The sequence below is a fragment of the Klebsiella sp. PCX genome (genome assembly GCF_021869705.1).
Taxonomy (GTDB): domain Bacteria; phylum Pseudomonadota; class Gammaproteobacteria; order Enterobacterales; family Enterobacteriaceae; genus Klebsiella; species Klebsiella quasipneumoniae.
In genome coordinates this window covers 466,100-479,620 of sequence record NZ_CP091527.1, presented here as the reverse complement: position 1 = coordinate 479,620, position 13,521 = coordinate 466,100, and the positions used below count along the sequence as shown (strand labels likewise).

Sequence of the window (13,521 nt, the reverse complement as noted above, 5' to 3'; positions counted from 1 at the left end):
GCATGTCTCAGTTATTTTATGGCGTGGCGTATTACGATGAATATATGCCGGAAGATCGGCTGGCCAGCGATATCGCCTTAATGCGCGAAACCGGCATTAACGTGGTGCGTATCGCCGAGTCCACATGGAGTACACTGGAGCCCGAAGAGGGCCAGTACAATTTCTACCATATCGACCGGGTGCTCGAGGCGATGCATGAGGCCGGCATTGCGGTCATCGTCGGGACGCCCACCTACGCGGTCCCGGCCTGGCTGGCGGCGAAACATCCCGATATTCTGGTCACCACCGTCGCGGGGCAGCAAAAATATGGTCCGCGGCAGATCATGGATATCGTCAACCCGACCTTTCGCCGCTATGCCGAAAAAATTATCCGCACGCTGATGGCCCATGTGCAACACCATCCGGCGATTATCGGCTGGCAACTGGATAACGAAACCAAGCATTACGACAATATTGGCCGCTATATGCAGGAGGGCTTCGTGCGCAGCCTGCAGGAGAAATATCCAGACCTCCGACAACTGAATCACGATTTCGGTCTGGATTACTGGAGCAACCGCATTGACCGCTGGCAGGATTTTCCGCCGGTGGAAAACACCATCAACGCCAGCCTCGCCTGCGCCTTCTCCCGCTATCAGCGCCAGCAGGTCACCGAGTATCTGGCCTGGCAGGCGGAGATTGTGCGCGAGTACGCCCAACCGCACCAGTTCGTCACCCACAACTTCGATTTTGAATGGCGCGGTTACTCTTACGGCGTGCAGCCGCGGGTCGACCATTTTGCGGCGGCGCAGGCGCTGGATATCGCCGGCGTCGATATCTATCACCCGAGCCAGGCACACCTGACCGGGCGGGAAATCGCCTTTGGCGGCGCCATCACCCGCTCGCTTAAGCCGGGCCAGAACTACTTCGTGCTGGAAACCCAGGCGCAGGGCTTCGCCCAGTGGACTCCCTACCCGGGCCAGCTGCGCCTGCAGGCGTTCAGTCATATCGCCTCCGGCGCCGCCATGGTCTCCTACTGGCACTGGCATTCGATTCATAACGCCTTCGAAACCTACTGGAAGGGGCTGCTCAGCCACGACTTCTCGCGTAACCCGACCTGGCAGGAGGCCACCACTATCGGGGCTGACTTTGCCCGCCTGTCGCCGCAGCTGGCGGAGCTGAAGGCCGAAAACGACGTTGCGCTGCTGATAAGCAATGAGGCAATGGACGCCCTCAATCACTTCCGTCCTGGCGATGCCGAGGGCAACATTTATAACGATATCTTTCGCCGCTTCCACGATGCGCTGTATGACCACAATATCAGCCTCGACATCATCCACGATGTAAACGAGGAAACCTCGCGCTACCGAGTGCTGATCGTTCCCGGCCTGTACGCTGCCGATGATGGCCTGCTGGCGCGTATCAATCACTATATCGCCGAGGGCGGCAGAGCGCTTATCGGCTTTAAATCGGGCTTTAGCGATGAAAACGTCAAGGTACGCCGCAGCGCGCAGCCTGGGATCCTGCGGCAGAGCTGCGGCGTCAGCTACAGCCAGTTCACCCTGCCGGAAGGGACGACGGTAAGCTCTTGCTGTGCAGAGATTGATTGCCGCAATGACAATCAGGCTGAGCTGTGGATGGAATTGCTGACGCCCGATGATGGGACCCGCACCTTGCTGCGCTATCAGCATCCGGCATGGGGCGAATACGCCGCCGCCACCGAAGCGGATTATGGCCGGGGACGAGCGATGTATGTTGGCTTCCTGCCGCAGAAGGGATTGATTAGCCAGCTGTTTGATGTACTAACCGCCGATATCGCATTGCGCTCGCGCACTTCCGCCTATCGCTTCCCATTAGTGGTCAAAAAAATGCGTAATCGCGCCGGGAAAACCACCCACTTCCTGTTCAATTACTCCGGCGAGACGCTGGAATTTGTCAGCGAGACCGCGGGTAGCGCGCTGCTGAGCGGGGAGACAGTATACGTCGGCCAGCCGTTGCGCCTCAGGGCCTGGGAATTTACTATCATCGAAAGCTAACGACGCGGCGGCGCTCAGGTGGGAGAGAGAATGGAACTGGATATCAATGAGCTACTCAATTTCTCGCCATTGATGAAGACCTTTACCTTCAATGCCTGGGTCGTCGCAGGCTTCACGCCGATTACCCGCGGCTCCACGCTGGACTACTACATTAACCGCCCGCAGGGGATGAAAGGTTACATCATTAATCTGACCCTGCGCGGCCAGGCGCGGGCGAAGGCGGGCGATGGCTTCCTTCTGTGCCGGGAAAACGATCTGCTGCTGTTTCCTCCCGGGGTGCCCCATCACTACGGCAGGGACGAGCACAGCGAGTATTGGGACCATCTGTGGATCTACTTTATCCCCCGCCCCTACTGGATAGACTGGCTAAAGTGGGACCAAACTACTCACGGTATCGGCAAAACAACCATTAACGATCCCGAACAGCTCCAGCAGCTGCGCGATCTGTTCTACGAAGTGATACGCCATCACTCGGCATCCGCGCCGCTGTCGGAAGCGCTGGCGATGAACGCCCTGGAAAGATTGATCCTTCACTGTTTTCAGCGACAGCCCATCAGCAACCGTCACGCCCACGACCCACGGATTAACGCCGTCTGCGACTACCTCAACGCCCATATTGCGCAGGAGGTAAAAATCGAGACCCTGGCGGCGATGGTATTTATCTCCCCTTCACGTCTGGCGCACCTTTTCAAAAATGAACTGGGGCAAACGGTTTATGCATGGCGGGAAACGCAACGCATCAACCGCGCCAGGTGGCTTATTCAGAGCACCTCGCTCCCGCTTAACAAAATTGCTTTATCGGTAGGCTACAGCGATCCGGTCTATTTCACCCGCTTGTTTCGTAAACATAACGGTATTCCACCGGGCGAATATCGCAAACGCTATGCGGAAATGAAGGGCTAAAAACATCAACGGCTCCCATCGGGAGCCGTCTTTTACCTACTACGTACTGCTACGTTTCAGGTTATGCCATCTCAGTTTGCAGACGCAACACCTGACGATTGACTTCGGACATCACTGACAGATGCAGCTTGTCCTTGACCTTCGGGATAAGGATTTTGCCCTTATCAAATTCAAATGCGCCAACGTCCTTGATGTACAACCGTCCACGAAACAGGATCTTCACGTACTTCGCCACTTGCAGCGGATTGTAGCGTTGGAAAATTTTCATTCTTCTCTCCTGCCAGGGTTACGCTCCTGTGGTGCCACAGTTAGCCCACGTATCGGGAGCGCAAATTTTAATGCCCTAAAACTATAGTCCAGAATCTCAGAGGGACCCAGTATGTATAAGTTTATTTACCCTTTGATGACAATAATTCAGAATTTTCGTTTCAGACATACGATGAAGTAAGTATAAGTCGCCGTTTTTCGACTAATTTGTGCGTCAACACGCAAACTGGCATCCTCATTGCGGGTAATCACCACCAATCGCACTTATGATTAAACGAGACCAAGTGGTCGGATCACCTGCACAAAAAATGATTAAGGAAACCGTATGACCCTACGTAGCATACTGGCCGCCTCGTTACTCCTCGTGCCGCTGCTGGCCTCAGCGCATAACTTTGTCGATGGCCAGCGCGTGGCGCCGGTCGGCGTCGCGGATCGGGGCGAATTAATTCTGGATAATGATAAGTTTAGCTATAAAAACTGGAATAGCTCGCAGCTGGCGGGAAAAGTGCGCGTCGTCCAGCACATCGCCGGACGCTCGTCAGCAAAAGAGAAAAATGCCAATCTGATCGAGGCGATTAAAGCGGCGGGCTTCCCGCACGATCGCTATCAGACCACCACCATCGTCAATACCGACGATGCCATCCCGGGCACCGGTATGTTTGTGCGCAACAGTATCGAAAGCAATAAAAAGCTCTTCCCATGGTCGCAATTTATCGTCGACAGCAATGGATTGGTGCGAAAAGCCTGGCAGCTGGACGAGAAGAGCTCGGCGATTGTGGTGCTGGATAAGAGCGGGCGCATCCAGTGGGCCAAAGACGGCGCGCTCACTCAGCAAGAGGTGCAGCAGGTGATCGACCTGCTGCATAAATTGCTTAATAAATAGAGACCCGGAAGCCGGGATTGAGGAAGGATTCACGCGGCGTGTAGTCGAGGGTTTTGCCCTGCCAGTCGTGAACATGCGCCCCGGCGGCGACCGCGACAGCATGGCCGGCGGCAGTGTCCCAGGTGCTGGTCGGCCCGAAGCGCGGATAGAGCTGGGCCTGGCCTTCCGCCACCAGGCAGAACTTCAGCGAGGAGCCGATGGAAGTGGTCTGGTGCTCGCCCAGCTGCTCAAGGTACTCCTGCAGCTCCGGATCGTTGCCATGGGAGCGGCTGATCACCACCAGCGGTGGACGGGCATCGCGGACCTGGATCTGCTTGCGCACGCCGCACTCTTCTTTCCAGGCTTTGCCTTTTTCCGCGCTGTACATCACCTTCATCACCGGCGCATAGACCACGCCCAGCGTCGGCTTGCCGTTTTCAATCAGCGCGATATTAACGGTGAACTCGCCGTTACGCTTAATAAATTCTTTGGTGCCGTCCAGCGGGTCGACCAGCCAGTAGCGCTGCCAGTGCTGACGCACTTCCCAGGCCGGCGGGTCCTCTTCCGACAAAACAGGAATGGTGGCATCCAGCGCCTGCAGGCCGCTGACAATGACTTTATGCGCCGCGATATCCGCCGCCGTGACCGGAGAATCATCTTTCTTGCTGGCGACGTTGATCGGTTGGTTTCCATCGTAAACTTCCATGATGGCATCGCCCGCGTTCCGTGCAAGCTGACATACTTGTTCTAACATTCTCCACCTCGTCTGGTTACAGTGGCGTTAACTCGTTGTTTTATTTATATCGCATCACCGCAAGTTCCGCTATCTGTGATAACGATGGCGGTTTCTCTGCCCGCTTTTCTGGCAAGATTCACATTTCTGTAAGCAACAGAATATAAATACATTTTCTTCTGTGCTATCGCTCATAAAAAAGGACGCCTCTGATGATTAAGTTTAGCGCAACGCTCCTGGCCACGCTGATCGCCGCCAGCGTCAACGCCGCAACGGTCGACCTGCGGATCATGGAAACCACCGATCTGCACAGCAATATGATGGACTTTGACTATTACAAAGATGCCGCCACGGAGAAATTCGGCCTGGTGCGTACCGCCACCCTGATTGAACAGGCGCGGGCAGAAGCGAAAAACAGCGTACTGGTGGATAACGGGGATGTCATCCAGGGGAGCCCGCTGGGCGACTACATGGCCGCCAAGGGACTGAAAGAGGGCGATGTTCATCCGGTGTATAAGGCGATGAATACCCTGAATTATGCCGTCGGCAACCTGGGCAACCATGAATTCAACTACGGCCTCGACTTCCTGCACAAGGCGCTGGCCGGGGCGAAATTCCCCTACGTGAACGCCAATATCATCGATGCCAAAACCGGCAAACCGCTGTTCACCCCGTACCTGATCAAGGATACCCCGGTTCAGGACAGCGAAGGTCAATCCCACACCCTGCGCATCGGCTATATCGGCTTTGTGCCGCCGCAGATCATGACCTGGGATAAAGCCAATCTTAGCGGCAAAGTGACGGTAAACGACATTACCGAAACCGCGCGCAAATATATCCCGGAGATGCGGGCGAAAGGGGCTGATGTGGTGGTAGTGGTCGCTCACTCCGGCCTCTCCGCCGACCCGTATCAGGCGATGGCCGAGAACTCAGTCTACTACTTAAGCCAGGTGCCCGGCGTTGACGCCATCATGTTCGGCCACGCCCACGCGGTATTCCCAGGCAAAGACTTCGCCAACATTAAAGGCGCGGATATCGCCAGAGGGACGCTGAACGGCGTACCGGCGGTGATGCCGGGAATGTGGGGCGATCATCTCGGGGTGGTCGATCTGGTGCTGAACAACGACAGCGGCAAATGGCAGGTGACTCAGAGTAAAGCGGAAGCACGGCCAATCTACGACGCGGTGGCGAAGAAATCGCTGGCGGACGAAGACGGTAAGCTGGTGGCGGTGCTGAAAGGCGATCACGACGCTACTCGCGAGTTCGTCAGTAAGCCGATCGGCAAGTCCGCCGACAACATGTACAGCTATCTGGCGCTGGTGCAGGACGACCCGACGGTGCAGGTGGTCAACATGGCGCAGAAAGCCTACGTTGAACACTACATTCAGGGCGACCCGGATCTGGCGAAACTACCGGTACTCTCCGCTGCCGCGCCGTTTAAAGTCGGCGGGCGTAAAAACGATCCGGCGAGCTTCGTGGAAGTGGAAAAAGGCCAGCTTACCTTCCGCAACGCCGCCGACCTCTATCTCTACCCGAACACCCTGGTGGTGATGAAGGTCAGCGGGAAGGAGGTCAAGGAGTGGCTGGAGTGCTCTGCCGGGCAGTTTAACCAGATTGACCCGACCAGCAGCAAGCCGCAGTCGCTGATCAACTGGGACGGCTTCCGCACCTATAATTTCGACGTGATTGACGGGGTGAACTACCAGATCGACGTCACTCAGCCGGCCCGCTACGACGGCGAATGTCAGATGATCCATCCGCAGGCAGAGCGTATTAAGCACCTGACCTTCAACGGCAAACCGGTCGATCCGCAGGCCACTTTCCTGGTCGCCACCAATAACTATCGCGCGTACGGCGGTAAATTCGCTGGCACCGGCGAAAGCCATATCGCCTTCGCCTCACCGGATGAAAACCGTTCAGTGCTGGCGGCATGGATTGGCGCGCAATCGAAGAAGGATGGCGCGATCCATCCGGCGGCGGATAACAACTGGCGTCTGGCGCCGATCCACAGTAAGACGCCGCTGGATATTCGTTTTGAGACCTCGCCTGGCGACAAAGCCGCGGCGTTTATCAAAGAGAAAGCCCAATATCCGATGCGCCAGGTGACCACCGATGATATCGGCTTCGCCATTTATCAGCTGGATTTGAGTCAGTAATCCCTGTTCCCCGGTGGCGCTGCGCTTACCGGGGCTACAAACCGGAGCTGATGGGTAGCCCGGATAAGGCGCCAGCCGCTATCCGGGAATATCTCCCCGGTGGCGCTGCGCTTACCGGGGCTACAGGGAGTGATACATTTTCACTCCTCGTGGCTAGCCAGCACCGCCGGCAGATTTACCTCGATCCAGTCCGCCAGGGCCGCCACCTTCTCGCTCACCTGCAGGCCGAGCGGCGTCAGGCTATATTCAACGTGCGGCGGCACCACCGGATAAGAGACGCGGTCGATAAAACCATCCTGCTCCAGGGCCTGCAGCGACTGCGCCAGCATCTTTTCGCTGACCCCGCCCATTTTGCGCCGCAGATCGCTGAAGCGATGGGTTCCTTCGCGCAGCGCCACCAGAATCAACACGCCCCAGCGGCTGGTGACATGTTTAAGCACATCGCGCGACGGGCACTGTTCCGCAAACAAATTGCCATTGCGCAGTTTCTCGCTCAGCGTCGGTTCGGCCATTTTCACACTTACCTTTTTGTACGTACTTACTAAAAGTTAGTTAAGGTGTTAGCTTACCACAACTGCCACTAAACACGAAGGAGAAGACTAATGATCGCTCTTACCGGTGCCACCGGCCAGCTTGGCCACTACGTTCTGCAAGACCTGCTTAAAACCGTCCCTGCCGGCCAGATTGTGGCGATTGTCCGCAACCCGGCCAAAGCCCAGACTCTCAGCCAGCAGGGCGTTGTCGTCCGCCAGGCCGACTATAGCGACGAAGCGGCGCTGACCGCCGCGCTGCAGGGCGTGGATAAACTGCTGTTAATCTCCTCCAGCGAAGTCGGCCAGCGCGCCGTACAGCACCGCAACGTCATCAACGCCGCCAAAGCCGCTGGGGTGAAGTTCATCGCCTACACCAGCCTGCTGCACGCCGACACTTCGCCGCTGGGCCTGGCCGCAGAGCATATTGCAACTGAGCAGATGCTGGCCGACTCGGGTATCGCTTACGCCCTGCTGCGTAACGGCTGGTATACTGAAAACTATCTGGCCAGCGCGCCGCCGGCGCTGGAGCACGGCGTGTTTATCGGCGCCGCCGGCGAAGGTAAAATTGCCTCCGCTACCCGCGCAGATTATGCCGCCGCGGCCGCCCGCGTTATCGCCGGTGAAGGCCATGCAGGGAAAGTTTATGAACTGGCGGGTGATAACGCCTGGACGCTGAGCGACCTGGCTGCTGAGCTGAGCAAGCAAAGCGGTAAAAACGTGGTCTACCAAAATCTCAGCGAAGCCGACTTCGCCGCCGCGCTGAAAAGCGTCGGCCTGCCGGCGGGTCTGGCCGATATGCTGGCAGACTCCGACGTCGGCGCCTCGAAAGGCGGGCTGTTTGACGACAGCCGCACCCTGAGTACGTTGATCGGCCGTCCGACCACCTCCCTTGCCGAAAGCGTGAAAGGCATTCTGTAACCGCCCCTCTCAGCTTTTGCGGTTGCGTCCCGGCGGTTCCTCTCTCATATTGAAGAGATTAATCGTCGGGAGGCAGGCATGCAGGGCGTACCACCCCAATTTAGTGATGAAAAAGATCGCGCGCGCTTTCGCCATCTCGAACAGCTGCCCGGGGTAGAGCTTTACCACGCCCATATCTCCCGCTACGCCTTTGAACCCCATACCCACGAAGCTTTCGGCATTGGCGTGATTGAGCAGGGCGCCGAGCGCTTTCGCTACCGCGGCAGTCAGCACATCGCCGCCGCCAATGCCATTGTCACCATGAATCCCGACGAGCTGCACACCGGCGAAGCGGAAACCGCCGACGGCTGGCGCTACCGGATGATTTATCTGGAGCCCGACCGTCTGGAAGCCATCACCGGCGTGCGCGACTGGTGGTTCAGCGAGGTGGTTCGCGAGGATCCCCTGCGGTCCCGGCGGATTGGCCAGCTGATTTACGGTCTGTGGCACAGCGAAGATGCGCTGGCCCAGCAGGGAATGCTGCTCGACCTCATCGACGCCTTCCGCCCTCTGGCCCACCATGCCTCGGCGCAGGGTGAGGCCGGGCATCGCTTCGACCGCGTGCGCGACTACCTGCATGATAACTATATGCGCCCCATCACCCTCGACGAGCTGGCGCAGGTGGCGGCGCTGAGCCCGTACCACTTTCAGCGCCAGTTTAAAGCCCACTACCACGTAACGCCCCATCAGATGCTGATGGCCATCCGCCTGTGGCGCGCCAAAGCATTTCTCACCCACGGCATGCCCGCCGCCGAAGTGGCGATAGCCGTCGGCCTCACCGACCAGTCTCACCTGACCCGCACCTTCACCCAGCGTTACGGCATTACGCCGGTACGCTATCAGAAGCAGGTCGCCAGGCGCTGATGCGCAATCTCATACAATATTCCCGCCCGGCCTCCTTCTACACTGCAGACAACCGTGATGACAATGGATGCAATGATGATTAGTGGTGTGTTGTACGCCCTGCTGGCGGGGCTGATGTGGGGTTTAATTTTCGTCGGGCCTTTGCTGGTGCCAGAGTATCCGGCGATGCTGCAGTCGATGGGACGCTATCTGGCGCTGGGTCTGATCGCCCTGCCGCTGGCATGGCTCGGGCGCGCGCGTTTGCGCCAGCTGAGCCGGAACGACTGGTGGACCGCGCTGGGTCTGACGATGATGGGAAATCTTATCTATTACGTCTGCCTGGCCAGCGCCATTCAGCGTACCGGGGCGCCGGTCTCCACCATGATTATCGGCACGCTGCCGGTGGTATTGCCGGTCTTCGCCAATCTGCTTTACAGCCAGCGCGACGGAAAGCTGCCATGGCGGCGCTTGTTTCCGGCGCTGGTCTGCATCGCCGTCGGCCTGATCTGCGTTAACGTCGCGGAACTGCGCCAGGGGCTGCCTGATTTTAGCCCGTGGCGCTACGGCTCCGGCATTGCGCTGGCGCTGGGGTCGGTGGTCTGCTGGGCCTGGTATGCCCTGCGCAACGCCCGCTGGCTTCGGGAGAACCCGCATCAACCGCCGATGATGTGGGCTACCGCTCAGGCGCTGGTGACGCTTCCGGTTTCGCTGGCCGGCTATCTCGCCGCCTGCGCCTGGCTGCACGGTCAGCAGGCCGGGTTCCCCCTGCCCTTCGGCCCGCGCCCGGCGGTGTTTATTACGCTGATGCTGGCCATCGCGGTGCTCTGCTCATGGGTCGGCGCGCTGTGCTGGAATATTGCCAGTCAACGATTACCGACGGTGATCCTCGGGCCGCTTATCGTTTTCGAAACCCTGGCCGGGCTTCTGTATACCTTTCTGTTGCGGCAAAGTTTACCGCCGCTGCTGACCCTGAGCGGTATCCTGCTGCTGGTGCTCGGCGTGGTCTCCGCCGTCCGCGCCAGGCCGGAAAAACCAACGTTGCAACCGCTGACGAACGAAAAAAAGTAGCCGGGCCCTATTAAGGGGTATTCCCTCGCCAAAAAGATGCATTTAAAATACATCTTATATTCCTGATGACGAGGTAACTGCTATGGCTTTCCGTGACCAACCTTTAGGCGAGCTGGCGCTGACCATCCCGCGCGCCTCCGCCCTGTTCCGTCAATACGATATGGATTACTGCTGCGGCGGCAAACAGACGCTGGCGCGCGCCGCATCGCGCAAAGCGCTGGATGTCGCGGTGATTGAGGCCGAGCTGGAGAAACTGGCCGGGGAGCCTATCACCCGCGACTGGCGCGCGGCGCCTCTGGCGGAGATCATCGACCGTATCATCGTTCGCTATCATGACCGGCACCGCGAACAGCTGCCGGAGCTGATCCTGCAAGCCACCAAGGTTGAACGGGTCCACGCCGATAAACCGAATGTGCCGAAAGGGCTGACGAAGTACCTGACCATGCTGCAGCAGGAGCTCTCCAGCCACATGATGAAAGAGGAGCAGATCCTGTTTCCGATGATCAAACAGGGGATGGGCGCCCAGGCCGGGGGCCCGATCGGCGTAATGGAAAGCGAGCATGATGAAGCGGGCGAACTGCTCGAGGTAATCAAACATATCACCCATAACGTGACGCCGCCGCCGGAAGCCTGCACCACCTGGAAGGCAATGTATAACGGTATCAACGAGATGATCGACGATCTGATGGAGCACATCAGTCTGGAAAATAACGTGCTGTTCCCGCGTGCGCTCGCCGGTAAGTAAAGAAAAAGGCGCCCGCAGGCGCCCTCGACATTGTCCGTCTTATTTGGCCACTTTGAGTGGCCTTTTTTATGACGATCCGTTGCAAGCAACGTTAAAATTTTCGTTTATTTCGCCAGACGTTTTTTGCCGGCAAACAGCCAGCCCGCACCCAGCAGAACAAACCACAGCGGGGTGACCATCAGCGCTTCACGGGTATCATCTTCGAGGGTCAACAGCACCAGTACGAAGACGAAGAAGGCCATGCACACCCAGCACATTAATTTGCCCAGCGGCATCTTATACTTGGACTTCTCGTGCAGCTGCGGACGCTTTTTACGATAGACCAGGTAAGAGCAAAGGATAATCGTCCAGACGAACATGAACAGGATCGCCGACACCGTGGTGATCATGGTGAACGCGGCGATCACGCTCGGGTTGACCATCAGCATCACCACACCGCCCAGCAGGCACATGCAGGAGAAGGTTAAGCCCTTCGCCGGCACCGCACGCTTCGACAGCTTGGCGAACATCTTCGGCGCCTGACCATCCTGCGCCAGACCGAACAACATACGGCTGGTGGAGAAGACGCCGCTGTTGGCTGAGGAGGCTGCGGAAGTCAGCACCACGAAGTTAATCAGGCTCGCCGCCGCCGGCAGACCGACCAGCACGAACAGCTCAACGAACGGGCTCTTGCTCGGCACCACGGAGCTCCACGGCGTCACCGACATAATCACAATCAATGCGAAGACGTAGAACATAATGATACGCAGCGGGATGGAGTTAATCGCCCGCGGCAGGGATTTTTCCGGGTCTTTGGTCTCAGCCGCAGTGGTACCGACCAGCTCAATCCCCACGAAGGCGAATACCGCAATCTGGAAGCCGGCGAAGAAGCCGCTCAGCCCTTTAGGGAACCAGCCGCCGTCATTCCACAGATGCGCGAAAGAGGCTTCGACGCCGGTCGGCGATTTAAAATGCATCATGACCATCACCAGGCCGACCACGATCAGCGCCACGATGGCGACGATTTTGATCATCGCGAACCAGAACTCCATTTCGCCAAACATTTTGACGGTGGCAAGGTTCAGGCCCAGCAGCAGCAGGATCACCGCCAGCGACGCGACCCAGTCGGAGAGTCCGGGAAACCAGAACTGCGCGTAGGCGGTGATCGCCACCACGTCCGCCATCCCCGTCACCACCCAGCAGAACCAATAGGTCCAGCCGGTAAAGTAGCCCGCCCAGGGGCCCAGCAGATCGGCCGCGAAGTCGCTGAAGGATTTATATTCGAGGTTCGACAGCAGTAATTCGCCCATGGCTCGCATAACGAAAAACAGCATAAAACCGATAATCATATAAACAAAAATAATGGATGGCCCGGCAAGGCTGATGGTTTTGCCAGAACCCATAAATAATCCAGTGCCGATCGCCCCGCCAATTGCAATCAGCTGAATATGTCGGTTTGTGAGATTTCGCCGTAGCGATTGTTCAGTCGGCTCCTGCTCGATAGCAGCGACTTTAACCTGATCTACCATGTGATTTCTTCCTGTTGTACCTGTCTGTGTTGTTCAGGCTCTGATGGCCTGTCGTCTGTCATTAACCCCAGCAAGGGCTAGTCGATATTAGGTAAGAATCGGAGGGATGAATACTATGATTTAGATATAATGTTAATTTTATGTTTAAAGTGAGTGTTATATCACTCATCTAACGCGAAATAGCTCACAAAAATACACCCATATGCGATGAATGCAAAACATAATTCCAATTAATTTTTAACTTAAGGATTTTACGCTATTTTTGTGGCTTCCCCCGCCGCTGGGGAAGAGGAAGCCTCTGCTGTTTAGATAATATCCAGCAGTTCAACTTCGAAGATCAGGGTGCTGAACGGAGGGATCGACGCGCCAGCGCCGCGCTCGCCGTAGGCCAGGTTGTGCGGGATGGTCAGTTCCCATTTGGAACCTACCGGCATCAGGGTCAGCGCTTCAATCCAGCCGCCGATTACGCCGGTCACCGGGAACTCTGCCGGTTCGCCGCGGGCGACGGAGCTGTCGAAGACGGTGCCGTCGATCAGTTTGCCGGTGTAGTGCACGCGTACGCGGTCGGTACGGGCCGGGATCGGGCCTTCGCCCTGGGTCAGCACGCGGAACTGCAGGCCGGACTCGGTGCTGTTCACACCCTCTTTCTCGCGGTTTTCATCAAGGTACTTCTGGCCGTCAGCGGCCATCGCCTGGAAACGCTCGCGACGCACGGCGTCGGCGCGCTCGTGGATTTCACGCAGCGCACGGTGGACGGCTTCTACCGGCACCTGCGGCTGGTTACCTTCCAGCGCATCGGCGATACCCGCCACCAACGCTTCCGGCAGCAGCCCCTGCAGGCCGGATTCGCTCAGCTGTTGTCCAACCTGCAAGCCGATACCGTAACTTGCCTGCGCTTCGATAGTGTCAAAAGTTGGGGTTGCCATCTTTGTTC

General features: G+C 57.6%; 13 protein-coding genes. 8 read left to right on the top strand and 5 right to left on the bottom strand.

The genetic code is table 11. The annotated features are described in order from the left end of the window. Nucleotides 1–2 precede the first annotated feature (2 nt). Complete coding sequence (locus GQR96_RS02250) at nt 3–2,012, top strand: beta-galactosidase (RefSeq protein WP_043519301.1); 2,010 nt, start codon at nt 3–5, stop codon at nt 2,010–2,012. A gap of 30 nt (nt 2,013–2,042) precedes the next feature. Continuing rightward, complete coding sequence (araC, locus tag GQR96_RS02245) at nt 2,043–2,915, top strand: arabinose operon transcriptional regulator AraC (RefSeq protein WP_004206480.1); 873 nt, start codon at nt 2,043–2,045, stop codon at nt 2,913–2,915. A 61-nt stretch (nt 2,916–2,976) separates the two neighbouring features. Here araC and GQR96_RS02240 read toward each other — a convergent pair whose 3' ends face one another. After that, nucleotides 2,977–3,183, bottom strand: a complete 207-nt coding sequence (locus GQR96_RS02240) for a DUF1107 domain-containing protein (protein ID WP_002886707.1) — start codon at nt 3,181–3,183, stop codon at nt 2,977–2,979. Between the two features lie 324 nt (nt 3,184–3,507). Between GQR96_RS02240 and GQR96_RS02235 the strand changes: the two genes are divergently transcribed. Beyond that, nucleotides 3,508–4,065: a YtfJ family protein gene (locus tag GQR96_RS02235; protein ID WP_004206478.1), complete on the top strand. Its 558-nt coding sequence runs from the start codon at nt 3,508–3,510 to the stop codon at nt 4,063–4,065. Here GQR96_RS02235 and cysQ read toward each other — a convergent pair. Continuing rightward, on the bottom strand, nt 4,055–4,798 hold the full coding sequence (gene cysQ / locus GQR96_RS02230; protein WP_023291737.1) for a 3'(2'),5'-bisphosphate nucleotidase CysQ: 744 nt from the start codon (nt 4,796–4,798) through the stop codon (nt 4,055–4,057). The genes GQR96_RS02235 and cysQ overlap by 11 nt on opposite strands. Before the next feature lie 191 nt (nt 4,799–4,989). On the opposite strand from cysQ, the gene cpdB reads away from it, so the two are divergent. Next, nucleotides 4,990–6,933, top strand: a complete 1,944-nt coding sequence (gene cpdB, locus GQR96_RS02225) for a 2',3'-cyclic-nucleotide 2'-phosphodiesterase (RefSeq protein ID WP_049114980.1) — start codon at nt 4,990–4,992, stop codon at nt 6,931–6,933. Nucleotides 6,934–7,073: 140 nt separating this feature from the next. On the opposite strand, the gene GQR96_RS02220 is transcribed toward cpdB, so the two are convergent. After that, entirely contained in the window at nt 7,074–7,445 is a 372-nt protein-coding gene (locus GQR96_RS02220) for a winged helix-turn-helix transcriptional regulator (RefSeq protein WP_004206475.1), read from the bottom strand. A 90-nt stretch (nt 7,446–7,535) separates the two neighbouring features. On the opposite strand from GQR96_RS02220, the gene GQR96_RS02215 reads away from it, so the two are divergent. The 4 genes from GQR96_RS02215 to ytfE all read left to right on the top strand — a co-directional run bounded on the left by GQR96_RS02215 (nt 7,536) and on the right by ytfE (nt 11,079). After that, nucleotides 7,536–8,384 (top strand): SDR family oxidoreductase, encoded by an 849-nt coding sequence (locus GQR96_RS02215; RefSeq protein ID WP_048294053.1) that lies wholly within the window; start codon nt 7,536–7,538, stop codon nt 8,382–8,384. A gap of 78 nt (nt 8,385–8,462) precedes the next feature. Then, on the top strand, nt 8,463–9,287 hold the full coding sequence (locus GQR96_RS02210) for an AraC family transcriptional regulator (RefSeq protein WP_048294052.1): 825 nt from the start codon (nt 8,463–8,465) through the stop codon (nt 9,285–9,287). Nucleotides 9,288–9,362: 75 nt separating this feature from the next. Continuing rightward, entirely contained in the window at nt 9,363–10,334 is a 972-nt protein-coding gene (locus tag GQR96_RS02205) for a DMT family transporter (protein ID WP_004206472.1), read from the top strand. An 82-nt stretch (nt 10,335–10,416) separates the two neighbouring features. Then, nucleotides 10,417–11,079, top strand: a complete 663-nt coding sequence (ytfE, locus tag GQR96_RS02200) for an iron-sulfur cluster repair protein YtfE (protein WP_069734326.1) — start codon at nt 10,417–10,419, stop codon at nt 11,077–11,079. A gap of 104 nt (nt 11,080–11,183) precedes the next feature. Here the strand turns inward: ytfE and cycA are convergent, their stop codons facing one another. Next, nucleotides 11,184–12,587: a D-serine/D-alanine/glycine transporter gene (cycA, locus tag GQR96_RS02195; protein ID WP_004206470.1), complete on the bottom strand. Its 1,404-nt coding sequence runs from the start codon at nt 12,585–12,587 to the stop codon at nt 11,184–11,186. Nucleotides 12,588–12,892: 305 nt separating this feature from the next. Further along, entirely contained in the window at nt 12,893–13,513 is a 621-nt protein-coding gene (gene fklB / locus GQR96_RS02190) for an FKBP-type peptidyl-prolyl cis-trans isomerase (RefSeq protein WP_002886687.1), read from the bottom strand. Nucleotides 13,514–13,521: the final 8 nt, after the last annotated feature.

Coding starts and splice junctions, on each gene's coding strand:
- GQR96_RS02220 (WP_004206475.1), bottom strand. CDS start 7,445: ATGGCCGAACCGACGCTGAGCGAGAAACTGCGCAATGGCAATTTGTTT.
- cycA (WP_004206470.1), bottom strand. CDS start 12,587: ATGGTAGATCAGGTTAAAGTCGCTGCTATCGAGCAGGAGCCGACTGAA.
- GQR96_RS02215 (WP_048294053.1), top strand. CDS start 7,536: ATGATCGCTCTTACCGGTGCCACCGGCCAGCTTGGCCACTACGTTCTG.
- fklB (WP_002886687.1), bottom strand. CDS start 13,513: ATGGCAACCCCAACTTTTGACACTATCGAAGCGCAGGCAAGTTACGGT.
- GQR96_RS02205 (WP_004206472.1), top strand. CDS start 9,363: ATGATTAGTGGTGTGTTGTACGCCCTGCTGGCGGGGCTGATGTGGGGT.
- ytfE (WP_069734326.1), top strand. CDS start 10,417: ATGGCTTTCCGTGACCAACCTTTAGGCGAGCTGGCGCTGACCATCCCG.
- GQR96_RS02250 (WP_043519301.1), top strand. CDS start 3: ATGTCTCAGTTATTTTATGGCGTGGCGTATTACGATGAATATATGCCG.
- GQR96_RS02210 (WP_048294052.1), top strand. CDS start 8,463: ATGCAGGGCGTACCACCCCAATTTAGTGATGAAAAAGATCGCGCGCGC.
- GQR96_RS02240 (WP_002886707.1), bottom strand. CDS start 3,183: ATGAAAATTTTCCAACGCTACAATCCGCTGCAAGTGGCGAAGTACGTG.
- araC (WP_004206480.1), top strand. CDS start 2,043: ATGGAACTGGATATCAATGAGCTACTCAATTTCTCGCCATTGATGAAG.
- cysQ (WP_023291737.1), bottom strand. CDS start 4,798: ATGTTAGAACAAGTATGTCAGCTTGCACGGAACGCGGGCGATGCCATC.
- GQR96_RS02235 (WP_004206478.1), top strand. CDS start 3,508: ATGACCCTACGTAGCATACTGGCCGCCTCGTTACTCCTCGTGCCGCTG.
- cpdB (WP_049114980.1), top strand. CDS start 4,990: ATGATTAAGTTTAGCGCAACGCTCCTGGCCACGCTGATCGCCGCCAGC.